At 61.4% G+C, this 19217-nt stretch carries 17 protein-coding genes; 3 read left to right on the top strand and 14 right to left on the bottom strand.

Annotation, left to right across the window (positions count from 1 at the left end):
* Window positions 1–66 precede the first annotated feature (66 nt).
* Genes AC1D06_RS12630 through AC1D06_RS12640 form a run of 3 tightly spaced genes read right to left on the bottom strand, consistent with a single transcriptional unit; the run spans window position 67 to window position 5455 of the window.
* A complete protein-coding gene (locus AC1D06_RS12630) occupies window positions 67–2082 on the bottom strand; it encodes a CocE/NonD family hydrolase (protein ID WP_477986499.1) in 2016 nt (671 codons plus the stop codon).
* Window positions 2079–3341 (bottom strand): MFS transporter, encoded by a 1263-nt coding sequence (locus AC1D06_RS12635; protein ID WP_477881785.1) that lies wholly within the window; start codon window positions 3339–3341, stop codon window positions 2079–2081. The genes AC1D06_RS12630 and AC1D06_RS12635 overlap by 4 nt, the downstream gene beginning before the upstream one ends.
* Window positions 3341–5455, bottom strand: a complete 2115-nt coding sequence (locus AC1D06_RS12640) for an oxidoreductase (protein ID WP_477986500.1) — start codon at window positions 5453–5455, stop codon at window positions 3341–3343. The genes AC1D06_RS12635 and AC1D06_RS12640 overlap by 1 nt, the downstream gene beginning before the upstream one ends.
* A 183-nt stretch (window positions 5456–5638) precedes the next feature.
* Between AC1D06_RS12640 and AC1D06_RS12645 the strand changes: the two genes are divergently transcribed.
* The gene (locus tag AC1D06_RS12645) at window positions 5639–6280 is read left to right on the top strand and encodes a TetR/AcrR family transcriptional regulator (protein ID WP_477881781.1); all 642 of its coding nucleotides are present in this window, start codon (window positions 5639–5641) and stop codon (window positions 6278–6280) included.
* Here AC1D06_RS12645 and AC1D06_RS12650 read toward each other — a convergent pair.
* The 3 genes from AC1D06_RS12650 to AC1D06_RS12660 form a co-directional block, all read right to left on the bottom strand.
* Window positions 6271–6504 carry a hypothetical protein gene (locus tag AC1D06_RS12650; RefSeq protein ID WP_477881779.1) on the bottom strand — a complete coding sequence of 78 codons (234 nt, stop codon included), beginning with the start codon at window positions 6502–6504 and terminating at the stop codon, window positions 6271–6273. The two genes, AC1D06_RS12645 and AC1D06_RS12650, sit on opposite strands and share 10 nt — an antisense overlap.
* 147 nt (window positions 6505–6651) lie before the next feature.
* Window positions 6652–6954 carry a hypothetical protein gene (locus AC1D06_RS12655; RefSeq protein WP_477986501.1) on the bottom strand — a complete coding sequence of 101 codons (303 nt, stop codon included), beginning with the start codon at window positions 6952–6954 and terminating at the stop codon, window positions 6652–6654.
* A gap of 90 nt (window positions 6955–7044) precedes the next feature.
* On the bottom strand, window positions 7045–7464 hold the full coding sequence (locus tag AC1D06_RS12660) for a DUF2000 domain-containing protein (RefSeq protein ID WP_477881776.1): 420 nt from the start codon (window positions 7462–7464) through the stop codon (window positions 7045–7047).
* 133 nt (window positions 7465–7597) lie between these two features.
* Here AC1D06_RS12660 and AC1D06_RS12665 point away from each other — a divergent pair, with 133 nt between their 5' ends.
* Window positions 7598–8086, top strand: a complete 489-nt coding sequence (locus AC1D06_RS12665; RefSeq protein ID WP_477881774.1) for an Lrp/AsnC family transcriptional regulator — start codon at window positions 7598–7600, stop codon at window positions 8084–8086.
* On the opposite strand, the gene AC1D06_RS12670 is transcribed toward AC1D06_RS12665, so the two are convergent.
* The 8 genes from AC1D06_RS12670 to AC1D06_RS12705 all read right to left on the bottom strand — a co-directional run bounded on the left by AC1D06_RS12670 (window position 8074) and on the right by AC1D06_RS12705 (window position 16331).
* Window positions 8074–9042 (bottom strand): PDR/VanB family oxidoreductase, encoded by a 969-nt coding sequence (locus AC1D06_RS12670; protein ID WP_477881772.1) that lies wholly within the window; start codon window positions 9040–9042, stop codon window positions 8074–8076. The genes AC1D06_RS12665 and AC1D06_RS12670 overlap by 13 nt on opposite strands.
* Window positions 9043–9053: 11 nt before the next feature.
* On the bottom strand, window positions 9054–9785 hold the full coding sequence (locus AC1D06_RS12675) for a GntR family transcriptional regulator (protein ID WP_477881770.1): 732 nt from the start codon (window positions 9783–9785) through the stop codon (window positions 9054–9056).
* A gap of 3 nt (window positions 9786–9788) precedes the next feature.
* Window positions 9789–10835, bottom strand: coding sequence for an aromatic ring-hydroxylating dioxygenase subunit alpha (locus AC1D06_RS12680; protein WP_477986502.1), 1047 nt, complete (start codon window positions 10833–10835; stop codon window positions 9789–9791).
* 108 nt (window positions 10836–10943) lie between these two features.
* The gene (locus AC1D06_RS12685; RefSeq protein WP_477881766.1) at window positions 10944–11834 is read right to left on the bottom strand and encodes a DMT family transporter; all 891 of its coding nucleotides are present in this window, start codon (window positions 11832–11834) and stop codon (window positions 10944–10946) included.
* Between the two features lie 151 nt (window positions 11835–11985).
* Window positions 11986–13029 (bottom strand): SIS domain-containing protein, encoded by a 1044-nt coding sequence (locus AC1D06_RS12690; protein ID WP_477881765.1) that lies wholly within the window; start codon window positions 13027–13029, stop codon window positions 11986–11988.
* A gap of 165 nt (window positions 13030–13194) precedes the next feature.
* Window positions 13195–14454 (bottom strand): glycerate kinase type-2 family protein, encoded by a 1260-nt coding sequence (locus AC1D06_RS12695; protein WP_477986503.1) that lies wholly within the window; start codon window positions 14452–14454, stop codon window positions 13195–13197.
* Between the two features lie 3 nt (window positions 14455–14457).
* The gene (locus AC1D06_RS12700; RefSeq protein ID WP_477881761.1) at window positions 14458–14769 is read right to left on the bottom strand and encodes a Dabb family protein; all 312 of its coding nucleotides are present in this window, start codon (window positions 14767–14769) and stop codon (window positions 14458–14460) included.
* A gap of 131 nt (window positions 14770–14900) precedes the next feature.
* Window positions 14901–16331 carry an aldehyde dehydrogenase family protein gene (locus AC1D06_RS12705; RefSeq protein ID WP_477881759.1) on the bottom strand — a complete coding sequence of 477 codons (1431 nt, stop codon included), beginning with the start codon at window positions 16329–16331 and terminating at the stop codon, window positions 14901–14903.
* Between the two features lie 304 nt (window positions 16332–16635).
* Here AC1D06_RS12705 and AC1D06_RS12710 point away from each other — a divergent pair, with 304 nt between their 5' ends.
* Entirely contained in the window at window positions 16636–19167 is a 2532-nt protein-coding gene (locus AC1D06_RS12710; RefSeq protein ID WP_477986504.1) for a sensor domain-containing protein, read from the top strand.
* Window positions 19168–19217: the final 50 nt, after the last annotated feature.

The raw sequence follows: 19217 nt of genomic DNA on the forward strand, positions 1-19217 counted from the left end.
CCACTCTCCCCCCTTGTGGGGGAGATGCCCGGCAGGGCAGAGGGGGGTAGCCAAAGCCGCTGACGATCAAATATGATCCCGATCGATCCATACATCGCCCTCCCGCTCGAAAACCTTGTCGCCCTTCTCCCGTGCTTCCAGCCGCCACTCCAGCCGGAATTTTGTCTCCGTCGATGTCACCACCACTCGTGAAGTCGTCTCGACATCACAATCCGCGCTTTTGTATCCAAGCACCCAACTTGTATCGAGTTTTGGCGACAGCGGATCGTCTTCGACGATCTCCATCCTGTCCGTCACGCGTGCCCAGGTCTCGTTTGCGCGATCTGTCAGATGCTGCCGGCCATGATTGCTGGACAGCGTCAGCGTCTCGCGGCGTTGGCCTGCATTGATAACCAACTCGTGCGTATGCTCTTCGGCTTCGATCTCCTCCATCGGTACCGGCGGCGAGATCTCGGCTTCCTCGAATCCGAATATGCCGTCATCCAGCTGCGGCGCGCGCATCGGCAGCATCAACTCGCAGGCGCCCGGTTCGATCTCGAAGGTCGGCATCACCGGTGCCGGCCAGAGCACCGGCCAATGCTGGTTCGACAACACCAGCCGCAGCCGATTGCCCTTGCCAAAGCGGCGGCCGCAATGATTGAGCTCCAGCCGTGCTGTCATCCGTTCGCCCGGAACGAGCGATACGGGACGCTCGCGGCTCGCGCGCTGCGAAAGGTTCAGCGCACCCCATGTCACCAGCGTGGATGTACCATCCGGCAGCACTTCACAAAGCCGGGCGACAATGGTGGCCTGGGGCACGCTCGACCGAAGCACCAGATCAACCGCAGGCGCGCCAAGCAGGTCGAAATCCTCCGTGACCGGCATGTCGAAGCAAAGGCCGAGCCCATCCTCGCGCCGCTGATCGCCGGCCATATCCGGCACCGTGCCGCCATAGCCGCCATAGCGGCCGCAATCGCGCCCGGCGGTGACGGGTGAGCGCAGCGACATCGTCGCACCTGCCTCCCGGTGATCGCCAAGCCGGCCGGCATTCAAGTAGAGTAACTTTTCGCTGACATTTGGCGACGGCCAGCTCGGCTCACGCACCCAGCGGCCGGGATGTTCGGGATAGCAATGAGCAGGCCGGTGCGGGTCCTTGATCAGCACCGTATAGGCCGGCTCATCCATGATGCCGGTGTCGATACCTTCAAGCCAATGCCGCCACCAGCGGATCGCTTCCTTGAGGTAGTGGATCGCTGGGCCGGGATTGCCAAGGAAGGGATAGGCATGCGTCCAAGGTCCGATCAGGCCTTTTCGTGGTCCCGAAAGTCCTGCCAGCAGCCGCGGCACGGCGTTGAAATAGGTGTCGTCCCAGCCACTGATCGCGTAGACGGGGATTTTGATCTGCGAGAAATCCTCTGAGACCGAGCCGAATTTCCAATAGGTATCGCGACGCTGATGCTGCATCCACGTCTCGGACCAACAAGCGGTGGCTTCCAGGCGCTGCCGCCAGATATCACGCCACTTGTCGCCGACGATTTGCGGGTCGGGCGGCAGCCCACCCATGCCGAGGATGAAGGCGGCCCACATGCCGTCCTCTGTCAGCAGATTGCCGCCGTAATAATGCACGTCATCAGCGTAGCGGTCGTCGGAACAGCAGAGCGCGATGACCGCCTTCAACGCCGGCGGCTGTTTCGCCGCCACCTGCAACGCATTGAAGCCGCCCCAGGAAATGCCGGTCATGCCGACAGAACCCGTGCACCATGGTTGCTCTGCCAGCCAGGCGATGATCTCGCAGGCATCGTCCTGTTCCTGGGCAGTATATTCGTCCGTCAGGATGCCTTCGGAATCCCCCGAGCCGCGGATATCGACACGACAGCAGGCAAAGCCGTGGCCGGCGACGTAAGGATGCATCTTCATGTCACGGAACACGGTGCCGTCGCGGCGTCGATAGGGGATGAGTTCGAGGATAGCTGGTACCGGCTTTTGCGCCGCATCCTCCGGCAGCCAGATCGTGGCAGCTAGACGTGTGCCGTCGGTCATGGTGATGAACACCGGATCGAGCGTGCGGACCTTTCGCGGGAAAGTGTCGACGATCCGGGTCATGGCTTGGTCTTCCCGCCATCGCCGGCCTCGTCATGCGGAGTCCATTCATAGACCATGGGCGAAGTCTGCGGGTAGGCGACGAACTGTTCGCGGCTCTTGGCGGCCGGCTGGCGATACAGCCGCCAGAGCGCATAACCGGCAAACAGCACGGCAAGCGCGATTGCATACCAGAAGAAGATTTTCGCACCGAACGGCGCGACACCGGCAGTGACGATTGCCGGACCCACAGTGCCACCAAAGGCCCAGAGCAAAAGCATGTTGGAGGACAGCGTCACGAATTCGCTCGGCTCGGCCTTGTCATTGGCATGCGCCACGCCGAGCGGATAGAAAATCTCGGAAATGCCGCCGAAGATCGAGAAGGCGACGAGGAACAGCCAGAAGGGCGTAGTCGGTCCGAAGAACAGAAAGATCGCGCAGAGCACAGCGAGCGCCACCGACAGCCACAGCATCATCATACGCCGGTCGAGCCGATCGGAAAGATAGCCAAGCGGGAATTGCAGAAAGAGCGCGCCGAGCTGCGTTGCCGCCATGAGGATGACGATGGTCTGCTGGTTGAATTTCAGCTCCAGCCCGTAGAGCGGACCGATCGATGCGAAGGTAGAGGAGATCAGCCCCGTCAGCAGGCAGGCCATGGTTCCCGACGGCGAGATCTGGAACGTTCGAAAGATCTTGATGCCCATCGGCACGTGCAATTGCGGCTCGCCGACCCAGATGGCGGTCACCGGCACCAGCGCCAGCACATAGGCCGCTGCTGCCATCATCAGCATCGCGTCGCCGGCCGGATCGATGTTGGTCGCCAGCAACTGGCCGGAGCCGTAGAACAGGCCAAGCAGCAGCACATAAAGCGTCAGGATGCGGCCGCGATTGGCGTTGGATGTCATCGCGTTCATCCAGCTCTCGATCACCACCGATTGCCCGGCATTGGCAAAGCCGACCACTGCCTGGATGATCATGAACACGGCCAGATTCGGCCGCATGCCGAGCGACAGGATCAACACGGCGGAGACTGCCGAGAGCGCCGCATAGGCGCGCACCTCGCCGACCGAGCGGATCAACCGTACCGAACCGACGCAGCCGACAAGAAATCCCGCACCCTCGGCGCCGACCACAAGACCGATTGCATCCGGACCATAGCCTTCCGCCACCAGCCTGAGCGGCAGGAGAGTGTGAAACAGACCCGAACCCACAGCGTGCAACGCCCCGCCGGCGAGCGGCGAAGCGACGGACCACGGCGACATGGACGGGGCCTCGTTCGCCATCAGGCCACCTCGAGACCAGCGATGGAGGTGTAGGACGGCTCGAACTCGACGATGGGTGCATCGCGGCGAAAGCCTTTCGACTTTTCGCCAAGCTCCATCGCATAGCGATGACCGCTATGCACGGCATGGGTGATGGCACCCGGCGCCAGTGCATCGCCAATCCGTTCGACGCTCTTTATGCCAGCGGCTTCGATCTCGGCGGAACGGGCGCTGAGTACGTTGAAAAGATGATCATTCGGCATGCGTAAGCCGACGATGACCAGGTTGAGGCATTGGATTCGGTGACGTTCGCCGGTGAAGAGTTGCGACAGGGTTGCGCTGTCGCCATCGAAAGCGGCGACCGTGGTCAGCGTTGTCACCGGCACGTTGCGCTTCGTCAGCGCCCGATGCACCAGCGGCAATTCGTTGGTCATGATCGTCCAGGCCGAAGCCTGGCCGGCGGGCGTTGCATAGGAGACCGGCACGCCCTGCGCCGCCAGGTGCTCGGTGATCACGCCGCCCATGTAATAATTGTCGAAATCGAAGACCAGCGTTTCGCCTGACGGCATCCGCCCACCAGCAATATCGTCGGGCGTGAAGACATTTGGATGCTCGATCCGGCCCATGGGGATTTCCATTGGCGAATAGAGCAGATTGGTCCAGTGCGAACCCGTCGCCAGCACCACATGATCGGGCGCCATGTCGATGATGTCGTCGATTCCGAGCTGGCTTTCCAGATACATCGACACATTGGTCATCTGGTTGAGCCGCCCGAGGCGATAATCAACGACTCGGTTCCATGCGGAGAGACCCGGCAAGCTCTTCTCGAAGGTCAGCCGGCCGCCGAAACTGGACTTCGCATCGGCGAGCGTCACCTCATGCCCGCGCCGGCCGAGCGTCAGCGCCGTCTCCAACCCGGCCGGGCCGCCGCCGATCACCAGCACGCGCTCGGGTTTTTCGGCCTTGCCCGGCTTTTCCGGATGCCAGCCGCGCCGCCATTCCTCGCCCGCCGTCGGGTTTTGGGTGCAGCGCACCGGCACGCCGTCATGCCAGCTCGAAATGCAGATGTTGCAGCCGATGCATTCGCGGATTTCCTCGATCCGATCTTCCCTGATCTTGTTGGGCAGGAAGGGATCGGCGATCGAGGGTCGCGCGCCGCCGATAAGGTCGAGCACGCCACGGCTAATCTGGCTGACCATCGTGTCCGGCGAAGTGAAGCGGCCGACGCCGACCACCGGCTTGTTGGTTATCTGCTTGACGAAATCGATCACCGGCTCATGGCTGCCCTCGCCAGTAAAACGCGAGGCGGAACAGTCCGTCGGGCTCGAATCCATCTTCACGTCGAAGAGGTCCGGTACGTCGGCCAACAGTGCGATCACCTCATGCGCCTCGGAGGGGTGATGCGTGCCCGGCCGTCCCCGCAGTTCTTCAAGCGAAATACGGAGCGCGACACCGCAATCCTTGCCCACGGCATCCTTGGTCGCTTCGATCATCTCGCGCACGAAGCGGACCCGGTTGGCAACCGAACCGCCATATTCGTCGATACGGTGATTGTATTCCGGCAGTAGGAATTCGTATCCGAGATAGCCCATGCCAGCATAGACATAAACGATGTCGAAGCCTGCCTGCCGCGCCTTGCGGGCGCCTTCCGCCTGCCAGCGCAGCACGTCCCTGATGTCCTGCTTGTCCATCGAGCGCGGCTTGAGATTGCCCATGAAGCCGACATGCGTTGCCATCCAGGGAATGCCGGAGGGCGAAATCGGCGCCACGCGTGTCGTGCGGTTCATCACCGAAGCACCGCCATGCCAGAGCTCGACGCCGGCCAATGCTCCATGCTTGTGCACCGCCTCGGTCATCAATGCATGTGCCTTGATGTCGTTGTCGTCCCACAGCGTCGCCATCGGCAGCGGCGAGTCATCGGAAGACAGGTCGATGGAACAGGCGCCGGTACAGATCACGCCCCAGCCACCCTCGGCCTTCATCTCACGAAAGCCGGCGCGGATATGCGGCAGGGCATTGGTCATGCCCGAGGCATGCGGAACCTGATAGAAACGATTGGGCGCGGTGACCGGTCCGATCCTGACCGGTTCAAACAGGATATCGTACCGCGATTGCGGCTTCGCCATCATATTCATGCTCGTTCCCCTGGCCGGCTTTTGCCGATCGTTGGGAGCAGGATAAATTTCCGACGCCTTTTGTCAAGCATTATTATACGAGTTTATAATTTCCCTTGAAATGCCTGTGAAATTAGATGGTTGCGCTGAATTTCAGAAAACGCTATTCAAAACGGTAGTGAGTTTATGAACGGGACGACACCGTTGACTGGAGCCAAGACCAAGCCGAAGCCGCGTGCCCGGTTCCGCCGCGAAGCACCCGAGGATCGCCGCCGGCAATTGGGCGAGGCTGCCCTTCGCTGCATCGTCAAGCATGGCAATGCCGGTGTCTCGGTGCGGCAGATCGCGGCCGAGGCCGGTGTCACGCAGGGGTTGATCACACACCATTTCGGCGAGATCAACGAACTCGTCGCCTATGCCTTCGACATCATGTCGACCGGTCTCTTGCAGCAGATCCTGAAGGCGGTGGACGAGGCTGATCCGACGCCGCAGGCGCGGCTCGACGCCTTTATCAAGGCATCGTTTTCGCCACTGCTCTTCGATCGCGATGTCCTGGGCGTCTGGGTGGTGTTCTGGGGGCTGATCCTGCATTCACCGCGCATGAGCGCTTCGCAGCAGAAGGAATATGCCGACTATGTCGAAACGGTCGACGGTCTGATCTCCAGCCTGTCAGAGGCGGAAGGCTTCAAGGTTGGTGATGTACGCTTGACCGCCATGGCATTCACGGCTCTGATGGATGGCTTGTGGCTGGCGTGGTGCTTGAACCCCGGTGCATTCCGGCCGGAAGACGGCGTACAGCTCTGCCGCAACTGGATCGAGGGTCTGAGACGCGGCGCTTACGCCTGAGCCGCTTCCTCATGCCTGGCAACGAGCTGCGCCTCCAGTTCGTCGCGACGTTCGCGATAGGCGCGCGCCATCGTGTGCGACTGCGACATCTGCATCTCTGCCGCTTCGACCGACTGCCCGTGCCGCTTGAGGTGCTCGATCACGATCTTCATCCGATCAGCTTGCCGCTCGCTTTCCTCCGCAAACCGGCGGATGGCTTCGATCTGTTCCTGTACATTCGACATGGCAATATCTCCGATAGGAAATGGATAGATGATTCGATCTGAGAGCGCTGTCGAAATTATACGATTTGTTAACGTTTGGTAACTTCGGCTCTATAGGCATTAATGCCTAGCCACGAACTTGCTGAAGCGGCTAAAACGCAAAGGCGATCAATGCCTGCGACTGCCAAACCAATAGCCGACCAAGGCGGCGAGCGCGAGGCTGCCGACCGGATAACGATCGACGGCCGTCTGCGCCGCAGTCTGGATGCGGTCTTGAGCAAACTTGGAGCCGTTCTCGGCAAGCTGTGTGATCGTCCGGCTGAGTTGGCGAAGCTCTTCCTTGATTTCGGCAAGCTGGGCGGCCTGATCTGTACTGCGTGGATTGCTGCCATAGCTGTCGTCGGCGATTGCCGCAGAATCGCCGATAATGCCTCTTGGAATGGGTTCGCCCATTGTTTCGTTCATCGCCATGCATCGGTCCTCCGTTTTGGCTAGAACCGAAATGCCGCACTTTGGTTCCTCCCCGGAACTGCCAATGATCGTGCGGAAGCTCCGAAACTGTCAGCGCAGCAATTTCAACGATCCAGTCAGCGACCGCACCCATTTTGCCGGGCCGCCGAGACCGATGCCGTCGATCACCTCCGCCGCAAGGTCGCGGCCGGGTATCGCCGCCTCGTAGTCGCGGTAATCATGCAATTGCCGGGCGAAGCGCGGAAAGGGAACGACGACCGCATGGTCCGCTGTCGGCAGTGCTTTGGCGAGCAGTGCCTGCAAGCCATCGCCATTGGCCTGCAGAACCGGGACCGGTCTGTTGGAACTGATATGAAATTGCCGGCTGGTGGCGTCCGTCAGTCGCTCACCGGCGAAGCGGGGCACGGCGGCGCCAAGACCGATGCCTAGCACGGCGACCGTATTGGTGAGTTCCCCGAGGCTCAGTCCCGGGTCCACGACGATCGCAACCTTCCAGTCATCCAACACCATTCACGCACCCCCTCGGCCTTGCGGGGATCATAGGCGTATGGCAGAGGAAAATCCTGCCCATTGCTGGCTTTATCTGCATTAGATCGGTAAAACTTACCTCTGAAATGTGAAAATTGGAAAGGAGTTACCGAAAATGGATGTAGAATCCGGCGATGTCCGCATTTTGCGCGCTCTGCAGAGTGACGGTCGGCTGACCAACCAGGAACTGGCGGAACGGGTCGGCATGTCGACGTCGCCGTGCTGGCGGCGAGTGAAGCGGCTGGAGGAGAGCGGCGTGATCCGTGGCTATCAGGCGATGATCGACCGCCGGGCGATTGGGCTTGGCGTGCTCGCCTTCATCCGTGTGCAGATCGATACGCATTCACACGATGAGGCGGAGCGGTTTTCCGATGATGTGCGCAAGCTCGACAATGTCATCGCCTGCTATTCCGTGGCGGGCGAGGCGGATTTCCTGCTGCAGGTGGTGGCGGAGGATCTCGATAGCTATGCCGATTTCGCCATGACCGTCGTCCGCCGCCTGCCCGGGATCAAGGAAATGAACACGATGTTCGTGCTCAAAGACATCAAGCCTTCAGCCGTGTTGCCGATTCCCGGCGAGCGAAGCCGGGATCAGGGTCGGTAGCCGATATCGATAACCGCGCGACCGCCCGTCAGGCGCGAGACACAGGCGCACATCTGGTGGTTCTCGGCTTTTTCCTCTTCGCTGAAAAACACGTCGCGATGATCGATCTCTCCATGTCTCTCGACGATGCGAACGGCACACAGGCCGCATTCGCCGCGCTGGCAATCGTAGATCATTTCCACGCCGGCGCCGATCAGCGCATCGAGCAGGGATTGGTCCGGCGGCACGACGATATCGATGCCGCGGTTGAGCACCGAGATCTCGAACGGCACCTCGGCGAATTTTCCGTTGTCGCCGAACACTTCGTAGCGCAGACGGCTCACGGGGCGACCGCTTTCGAGCCAGAGCCGCTTGACGGCCTCCAGCAGTCCGAGCGGCCCGCAGACATAGGCTTCGCCGTCTTCGGGTAGCGCGGCGATTTCGTCGACGAGATCGAATGTCCGTCCCTCGTCGGCCGGAAAAAATTCGATCGATTGGCCGAGCAGGTCCGACAGTTCATCGACAAAAGGCATGGCGGCGCGAGACGCTGCGCCGTAGACCATCCTGAGCGGTTGCCGGGCCACTGCCAGCGCGCGCGCCATGCCGTAGATCGGCGTCACGCCGATTCCGCCGGCAATCAACAGGTACCGGCTCGCCCGCCAGGAGAGCTCGAAGCGGTTTTCCGGCAGCGTCATTTCCACCGTGCCGTCCAGCTCGAGCGACCAGACGAAGCGCGAGCCGCCGCGGCTGTTGGGATGCAGCTTGACCGCGATCGCCAGGCAATTCGGCGCCGCCGGCACGCAGGTATAGGTGCGGATGGCGCGGGCACCGTCGATCGTGACGACGATATTGGTATGCGAGCCCGGATCGAAGGGCGGCAGCGCGCCATCGAGCTCGAATTCGACGCGGCGGACGCCTTCGGCGATCTCTTCGGCGGAGCGGACACGGGCATGCCGCCATTCTGTGTTCATACGCATCGCTCTCTCCTTCAGGCGGTCACAAGCGCCAGTCCCGGCACTCTCTTGATCAGGCTGCGATCTTCGCCGATGACGAATTCCAGGTTTTTGCGGGCGAGCCGCGCATGTTCGCGGCCGAGAAATTCGGCCCGGGCGCCCTCGCGCTGTTCGAGCGCGTTGACCATGTCGTGATGCTGTCGCTGGGCAAAGACCAGCGATTGCCGGAAGGCCGGAACGTCCTCCTGTTTCTCGAGGAAGGCGCTCGGCGAGGCGAAGGGCAGTTGCGCGACCCTTTCGAGTTCGCGGCGCATCGTCTCGCTACCGGGCAAAAGCGCCAGCAGCGCATGAAATTCGGCGTTGAGCGCGACATAGCGCTCGAACTGCATATCTTCCAGCCGTTCGGCAAAGGTCCTGTCGAGCGCATGGACCAACGCCCGAAGCTGGGCGAGCCGGGCGGCCGGCACGCCGCGTTCGGCGGCCAGGCGCAGAGCCGTGCCTTCCATCACGCCGCGCAGTTCGATGGCGTCGAAGACGTCGGCGATGGTGAAGCTGCGGACGGCATAGCCGCCGGAGGGAATGGCTTCCAGCAGTCCCTCCTGTTCCAGCCGCGAGAGCGCCGCCCGGAGCGGTGTTCGGGAAACACCGAGCATCTCGGCCAAGGTGACCTCCGACAAGCGTTCGCCCGCCACGACGTCGCCGCCCAGCACAAGGTCGCGGACGCCGAGCAATGCCTTCAACGTCTGGGAATCGCGTTTCGGCTCCATGATTTACTCCGCCGCCAGGCGCACGGCCTGTTCGCTGTCGATCATCCTGTCGATCAGCCGCCGCGCCCACATCGAGCCGGCATCGATGTTGAGATTATAGAAGACGTGGTCGGGATTGGCCTCGATCGCTTTCTGCTGCGCTTCGAGAATAACCTCATCCTCCCGGAAGACGCCGGCCACGGCTTCGCGCAGCTTGTGCGTCCAGGCCTGGTTGCCGAGGTCCCAGTTACGGACGAAGGCCCAGAAATAATGACAGGTGCTGCCGGTCTCGGGCGTCATCGTGTTGAGCACGAAGCCATTGACGCCCTGGCTGCGGTCGCCGTTGCGGGCACCGGTGCCGGCAACGGCAACACCGACATCGATGGCAATGGTCGACGGTGCCTCGAAATGGATGATCTGCCAGCGATCGACCTTGCCCGGACGCTGCAGCTGCGCCGACCAGAAGGGCGGCGGGTCGATGCCTTCCATCCATCGGGTGACGGTCGCTGTCTTTTCGGAATGCGTGACCTCGAACGGTGCTTCTGCAACGGCGCGATTGCCGATCGACGAACCGTGGACGAAAGTCTCGTGGGTCAGGTCCATCAGGTTGTCAACGACCAGGCGGTAATCGCATTTGACGTGGATGACCTTGCCGTCGCCGGTCCATTCTGGATCGTCATTCCAGTGCAGGTCGGGAATCTTTGCCGGGTCGGCGAGCGCCGGATCGCCCATCCAGATCCAAAGGAAACGGTGCTTTTCCTCCAGCGGATAGCTTTTCACGCAGGCAGATGGGTTGATCGTGTCCTGCGATGGCATGTAGACGCAGCGGCCGGTCTCATCGAATTCCAGCCCATGGTAGCCGCAGATGACATTGTCGCCATGCAGTTCCCCCTTGGAGAGCGGCAGCAGCCGGTGCCAGCAGGTGTCGGCGAGCGCTGCCGCCCTTCCGTTCTGTTTGCGAAACATCACCACGGGCTTGCCGCAGATCATCCGCGGCAGCAGCGCTCGCTTGACCTCGACATCATAGGCGGCGGCATACCATGCATTCAGGGGATATGTCTGTGCGTTCATGACCGGCTCTCCTCCAAGACCAGGTCATGCGTACCATCTGTATACAAGATAAGTCAATAGTGGAGAATCTTGCCCACTTCCATCGGAATTCCCCTTAAAATGTATACATCAAGGGGTCGCGTTCGGCGGATTAAGATTTTTGAGCAGCCGCTCGCCGAACAGGATGATGCAGCCGGCGAAGAAGATCAGCCCGGCGCCGTAGAAGACATTGTGCGCCGGCACATCACCCCAGATGACGAAGCCGAGGATGAAGGCCCAGACCAGTGACGTATATTCGAACGGCGCGAGGATCGAGACCGGTGCACGGCGCATGCCTTCGAACATGGCGAACTGGCCCAGCCCGGCAAACAGGCCGGTGGAGGACATGAGCAACAGTTCCTTGAACGAGATGTGCACCCAGAAGAACAGCGAGGCGACGCCGGTCATGATGACGAAGAAGCCGCTCGATATCATCATCTGCACCATGGTCTTTTCGTGCATCGCCGTCTTGCGCAACAGCACGCTGGCGCAGGCCCAAAGAACCGCGGCGAACAAAGCCATGCCGACCGGCAGCGAAAGCGTGAAGCCGTGGCTGATCGGATCGACGGCGACCATGACGCCGATGAAGCCAAAGATCACCGCCAGCCAGCGGATCGATGGGACCTCCTCTTTGAGGATCGGCACCGCGAGCAAAGTGATCAGGATCGGCGAGGCATAATAGACAGTGGTCAGCTGTGCCAGGCCGAGATAGCGAGCGGCATTGTAATAAGTCAGCCAGGCGGAGAGCAGCAGCAGATTGCGGATGAAGAGCGGCCCGATGACCGGCGAGGCGACCGCGCGCATGAACAGCGGCTTGCGGCCGATGGCGAAACAGCAGCAGAAGATCACCACGCTGCGGACGAACAGGATCTGGAAGACCGGCAGATCGGTGACCAGCCATTTCACCGAGGCATCCTGCAGCGAGAACAGGAAATAGGAAGCGATCGTCAGCATTACGCCTGACAGCACGGTCTTGGTCATGCAGGACTCCGGAAGGCCGCAAATCAGCAGATTGGCTGAACGGCCGTTCAATGCATAATCCCGGAGCCGGCCGGACGGAAGTCCCAGCCGAAAAAATGTAAGGCTTTATTACGTTTGACGTGCCTTCGTGCGGTGGATCTTGGCCGCCTGTCTATTCGGCTGGGGTCAGGCCCGCCAGTCCCGTCTCGGTGCGGGTCACCTTCGAACCATAGCGGAATTCGCCCGGCGTAATGCCGCGGGCGCGCGCCGTGCGGATCGCGGCACGCTGGGCCGGGATGATCTCGACCAAAGGCGACAAGAGCGGCGACAGTGGCTTGTAGGACCAGTCGCGGCCAGGGCCGATCAGCCTGACCTGGCCGCCGGCGCGACGGATATCGGCGGCCAGCGCCAGATTGAGCTCCTCATCCCGATCCTTCGGGGCGAAGCCGATGGCGCGGAAATCCTGATCCATCACTTCGAGAGGACCGTGGCGGAAATTGCCGCCGCTCATCGGGATCGATGGCATGCGGGCCATTTCGTGGAACAGCAGGCCGGCAAAGCGAGCGGAGGCAATGGAAGGGCCGCGGCCATAGAAATAGACCGGGCCGGTCGTGCCGGGAAAATCGTCCTCATCCTGCATATGATCATTGACCAGTGCTTCCATGGTTGGAATGACCGGCTCGAAATCACTGCGTTCGCTGATCCCCGGCCGCTTGGAAAGCGCCATCAACACGGCGAGCGTGCCGAGATAGGTCTGCATCGCCACCATCGTGTCGCGCGGGCTGCCGACGATCAGCGGGTGGTGGGCGCGCTGCGCCAGCGAACCGGGCTCTTCATTGGTGACGCCGATGGTGACGGCGTTCAGGCCGATGACGGCGTCGAGCAATTGCACGGTCTCGATCGTCTCGCCGGATTGYGAGACCACGACGATCACGGCATTGCGGCACATCATCAGCCGGTGGCGAACGAGTTCGCCGGTTTCGATCAGGTTGGCGGAAATGCCGTGGGCGGACAGATGATAGGTTAGCGGCAGCGCCACATGATAGGACCCGCCCATGCCGGTAACAATCACCGGCCGGCCGCTCAACACCGTCGCGCGCGCTTCTTCGAGCTGCGATCGACCGGGACCGAACAGGCGATCGACGACAATACCCATCGACTTCGGCTGGTCGGCGAAGTCGTCTTCGACAGTTCTCGGGGTCTTCTGATTGGCCATTTTCGTTATCCCGTGCGCATGCTGACGGTAAAACGCACAACTCCGTCCGTTAACGGAGACTAACAGGAAAATTTCGGAAAAAAGAACTGACGCTCAAGCATAGCGCGTCYGCAAAAATGCGTGACTGGCCTCGCGTTTTGGGCAGCGTAGCTGTTTTGAGTGATGCTACCGGATCAAGATCGCCCTGAAATCATTGACATTCGTCCCCGTCGGCCCAGGAGCAAACAGATCGCCCACGGCATTGAACGCCGTCCAGGCATCGTTGTTGTTAAGCAGCTCCGACGGCTGCATCCCCGCCGCCACCAGCCTGGCGACGGTGGTACCGTCGGCGAATGCGCCGGCATTGTCCTCGCTGCCGTCGATACCGTCGGTGTCCGCCGCCATGGCCTGGATACCCGCATGACCAGCAATATCCAGCGCAAAAGCGAGCAGGAATTCGGAATTGCGTCCGCCCTTGCCCTTACCGCGCAGGGTCACGGTCGTCTCGCCGCCGGAAAGCAGCACTATGGGTTTTTGGAACGGTCGATTGCGATAGAGCACTTCGCGGGCGATCGCAGCATGGATTCGGCCTGCCTCGCGCGCCTCGCCCTCGATGGCATCGGACAGGATCGCCGCCTGGATGCCGGCCTTCTCCGCTTCAGCCGCCGCAGCTTCCAACGACACCGATGCGGAGGCGACGACATAATGGCTGTTGCGGGCAAAGGCTGGATCGGACGGCAATGGCGCGCCGGCCCGGCCGGAGGAAATGTGCCGGAGGATGGGTTCGGGAAGCTCGATGCGGTAGCGCTTGATCCCAGCCAACGCATCTTCCGGCGTCGACAGGTCCGGCACGGTCGGGCCGGAGGCGACATAGGCCGGATTGTCGCCGGGAATGTCGGAGACGATCAGGCTGACGACGCGGGCCGGATAAGCCTCCTTGGCAAGACGCCCGCCCTTGATACCAGAGACATGCTTGCGGATGGTATTCATCGCCGAGATCGGGGCTCCCGAGGCGAGCAAAGTCCTGTTGAGCGCGATTTCGTCGGCGAGCGAGAGGCCTTCCGGCGGCGACGGCAGCAGCGCCGAACCGCCGCCGGAGATAAGAGCAATCACCAGGTCGTCGGCCGTCAGCCCTTTGACCGTCTCGAACAGGCGGCGGGCGCCGATAATGCCGTTCTCGTCCGGCACCGGATGGGCGGATTCGAACACCTCGATCCGCTCGGTCCTGGCGCCATAGCCATAGCGGGTGACGACAAGACCTTCGAGCGGTCCGTCCCAGTGCTTTTCCAAGGCCGCCGCAAGCTGCGCCGCGCCTTTGCCGGCGCCGATGACAATGGTACGGCCTTTCGGCTTCTCGGGCAGGAAGGGCAGGATGGCGCGTTCGGGATCGGCGGCCTCGACCGCCTTGTTGAACAGCGTGGTGAGGAATGGTTTGGCGTCCAGCATCGTTTAGACCTTCATATCGAAGACGATGAGGCCGTCGACGCCACCTTCGGCATTGGCGACGAGCTTTCCGCCGGCCGCCTGGTGGGCCGGATCGACGAGATAGGCGTCACGCGCCGCCTCGTCGGCGAAATCAAACCAGAAACCGTCCTTGAAGCCATGGATGACAGGCTCTTCCGGCGAGACGTTCGGCCCGAAATGCGAACCGAGAATGCCGCCGAGATGACCCTTCAATGCCTCCAGTTCGGCATAATGCGCCGCCTTCGTTTCGGCGGTCACGCTGGATTTGAAGCGCAAAAGGACGATATGGCGAATCATGATCTGCCTCCCGGAAATCTGTCTCTGCCGATTCGCCCCATTCCGCGACGGCGGTCAAGCCGTCACTGTGCGCAAAAAGAAAGGCGGGCCGAACTTCTTCGGCCCGCCTCGCAAATATCGGAGGTGTCAGATCAGGGCTGCGTATAAGCCGTCTTCACCGTGGTGAAGAACTCGTTGGCATATTTGCCCTGTTCGCGCGGACCGAAGGACGAACCCTTGCGGCCGCCGAACGGCACGTGAAAGTCGACGCCGGCAGTCGGCAAGTTGACCATGACCATGCCGGCTTCTGCATTGCGCTTGAAGTGGGTCGCATGCTTCAGGCTGGTCGTGGCAATGCCGGACGACAGGCCGAACGGCGTGTCATTCGCAGTCGCCAGCGCTTCCTCGTAATCCTTGACGCGGATGACGGAGATGACCGGCCCGAAAATCTCTTCGCGGCTGATGCGCATCTGGTTGGTGGCTTCGGTGAACATGGCCGGGGCCAGGTAATAACCGGGGGTTTCACGCTCGACACGTCCGCCGCCGACGAGCTTGGCGCCTTCCTGCTGGCCGATGGCGATATAGTCCTCGTCCTGCTTCAACTGGCTCGGATCGACCACCGGGCCGATATTCGTACCCTGCTTCAGCGCGTTGTCGATCTTGAGGCCGCTCATGCGCTCCTCGACCGCCTTGACGAAACGGTCATGGATGCCTTCGGTGACGATCACGCGCGACGAGGCGGTGCAGCGCTGGCCGGTGGCAAAGAAGCCCGAATTGACGGCGGCTTCGACGGCGACGGTGAGATCGGCATCGTCGAGCACGACGAACGGGTTCTTGCCGCCCATTTCGAGCTGGAACTTGCGGTTATGCTCGATCGAAGCGAGCGCCACGCGCTTGCCTGTGGTCGTCGAGCCGGTGAAGGTCATGCCGGAAAGGTCGGGGCTGTCGAGCATGACCTGGCCGACGACCGAGCCCTTGCCCATGACCAGGTTGAGCACGCCCTTCGGCAGGCCGGCGCGATTGAGGATGTCGACGATCGCCCAGGCCGAGCCCGGCACGAGTTCGGCCGGCTTGAACACCACGGTGTTGCCGAAGGCCAGCGCCGGCGCGATTTTCCAGGCGGGAATGGCGATCGGGAAATTCCAAGGCGTGATGATGCCGATGACGCCAAGCGGGTCGCGGGTGATCTCGACGCCGATACCCGGACGCGCCGACGGAATGATTTCACCGGCCAGACGAAGGGTTTCGCCCGCAAAGAAATCGAAGATCTGGGCAGCGCGGATGACCTCGCCAGTGCCTTCCGGCAGGGTCTTGCCTTCCTCGCGCGACAGAAGTGCGCCGAGCTCGTCCTTGCGCGCCAGAATCTCGTCGGAGGTTTTCTTCAGGATCGCATGGCGTTCGAGAATGCCTGAGCGCGACCAGGCCGGGAAAGCTGCCTTCGCCGCTGCAATGGCATTCTTCATGTCCTCGGCGGTGCCGCGCGCATATTCGCCCACGACCTCATTGGTGTCCGATGGGTTGATGTTGGGAACGGCGTCGCCGCCCGTCCATTCGCCCGCGATGAGATTCTGGTGAAGTGCCATGTTTCCTGTCCCGTGATGATGTTTTGGAAGGCCGGCCGGACGGCCGGATGTGAGATATCCGAATTTTGCCGCTGGGGAAACCGATTAAGACGTGAGACGTCCTCGATCAAGAATTAATATGACTTTTTATTTATGGCATATACCAGTGATTTTCAACTGCGGCCAATCGCGAAATTTGAACGGGAGGCCATGGCCGCCTGGATGTCGAGGAAACGTCCGGACGAATGGCTGCCGTATGCGCAGGTTAATCGGAATTTAAGCCGATCGTTTTATACACTTTGCGAACATGTATGAGAGTAGAGATTTGGCGTCGCCGGGCAAGAAAAACAATGACATCGCAGTTGTCGCGCCCGGTGCCGATCATCCTCTCGTCGGCTCGATCCAGCACGCGCCTATGGGGGCGGTCCTGTTGTCGGAAGATTTCCGCATCGTCGCCGCCAATGATGCCTTCTCCAACCTGATGTCGGCCAAGCCCGGCGACGATCTGTTCTCGCACATCCATGCCGAGGACAGGGAGAGCCTGAGGTTCCACATCACCCGGCATCGGCTCTCGCAGCGCAATATTTCGAATATCGAAATCAGGATCATCGACCGGCAAGGCGCCGAACGCTGGACGCTCGCCAGCATTTCGCCCGGCGCAACCGAGCCCGCTTCGGCAATTATCCTCTGGCTTGTGGACGTCGATCAGCGCAAGCGCGAGGCGATGGAGCGGCGGAGATGGGAGGAGCGCTGGAACAGCGCGCTGGTTTCCTCGACGCTCGGCGTCTGGGATCACGATTTCAGGAATGGCACCATGTATTATTCGGATACGTGGAAGCTGATCCGCGGCATGCAACCGGACGAGGAAGTCCAGGCCGACACCGACGACTGGATTCTCTCCGTCCATCCCGACGACCGTGCCCACGTGCTCGAATGGATCCGCCGCCAGAACGAGGGCGAAGTCGCCTCGGCCGTGTTCGAATATCGCGAGAAGCGCAAGGACGGCACGTGGGTCTGGATCGAATGCCGTGGCTCCTGCGTCGAATGGGATGCCGATGGCAAGCCGTGCCGCATCGCCGGCACCGATCTCGATATCACCGACCGTAAGGCAACAGAGGCAATGCTTGCGCATATGCAGCGGCGGCTCGAACTGGCCCTGGAAGTAACCCAGATCGGCGTGTTCGAGGCCGATGTCGCCGCAGACACCGTGCTGCTCGACGACCGATTGCTGGCGATGATGGACATGGTTGGCGAACCGCATCTGCAAGGCGGTGGGGACTGGGTACACATCATCCATCCCGATGACCGCCGGCCGGCTCAGCAACAGATCGACGGCCATTTCGAAGCCAATGCCGCGTTCAGCAACCAGTTCCGCATCATCCGCAAGGATGGCAGCATCCGCCATATAAAGGCAAGGGCCGCTCCCTTCGAGGATGAAAGCGGCCATCAGAAATATATCGGCGCCAACTGGGACGTGACCGCCGACGTCACCATCCGCGAAGAGCTGGAGCGGGCGAAATTGCTCGCCGAGGCGCGCAACCGCGAGCTCGAAGCGACGCGCGCCAAAATCGAGCACAATGCGCTGCACGATTTCCTCACCGACCTGCCCAATCGCCGTTATCTCGACGAGAGGCTCGCCAAGCTTGGTTCTGGCGCGCATTCCGGGCTCGCCGTGCTGCATATCGATCTCGACCGCTTCAAGCAGATCAATGATACGTTGGGACATCAGGCCGGCGACTTCATGCTGCTGCATGCCGCCCGGGTGCTGCGTGAGAATACTGGCGACGGCGAGTTCGTCGCCCGTATCGGCGGCGACGAATTCGTCATCCTCACGGATTTCGGGGGCGACGGTGCCAGGCTGGCCGTTCTTGCCGATCGCATCATCGAGCAGATGCGCCAGCCGGTGCATTACGGCGGCATGGCCTGCCGCATCGGCGCCAGCATAGGCATTGCCTGCGATCCGCATGCCGAGATCGACGCCAAGCAATTGCTGCTCAATGCCGATATTGCCCTCTATCGCGCCAAGAGCCGCGGCCGCAACCGCCACGAATTCTTCTCGATCGACATCCAGCATCAGGTGATCAACAACAAGCGGGTATCGGACGAAATCCTCGCGGCGCTGGAACGCAGTGAATTCGTACCGTATTACCAACTGCAATTCTGCGCGCGCGATCTTTCCGTCGCCGGCGTCGAGACATTGGCGCGCTGGCAGCATCCGACAAAGGGCCTGCTGGCCCCCGACACCTTCCTCACCATTGCCGAGGATTTGGACGTGGTGGCGGCGATCGACGCGATGATCTTCGAGAAGGCGCATGTAGACTTCCTCGCCTGGCAGGGACTCGGCATCGAAATTCCGAAAGTCTCCGTTAATGTCTCGACGCGCCGGCTTTACGATCCCGATCTCGGCGACAAGCTTGCCAAGCTGCCGATCATGCCGGGCACGGTGTCCTTCGAACTCCTGGAATCGATTTTCCTTGATGATTGCGACGACACCGTCGCCGACAATCTCAAAACCATGCGCCGCATGGGCATCGGTATCGAGATCGACGATTTCGGCAGCGGCCACGCCTCGATCATCAGCCTGCTGAAGATCGGGCCAGGCACGCTGAAGATCGATCGCGAACTGGTCATGCCGATCATCGAGGCCAAGGAAAAGACCAGGCTCGTCGGCTCGATCATCGAGATCGGCAAGTCGCTGAACATCCGGGTCGTGGCCGAGGGTGTCGAGACCCCAGAGCATATCCGCATCCTGCAGAGACTCGGATGCGACGCATTGCAAGGCTATGCCCTGGCGCGGCCGATGCCGTTCGAGCGGATCGAGCCGTTCGTGCGCGAGGAGAAGTGGCGGCTGAAGTGATCTTCGCCGAGAGAAGCCCTTACTTGTCTGATCGGGACCCGGGCGTCATC

This window comes from Rhizobium sp. P2_G2, from assembly GCF_056403555.1.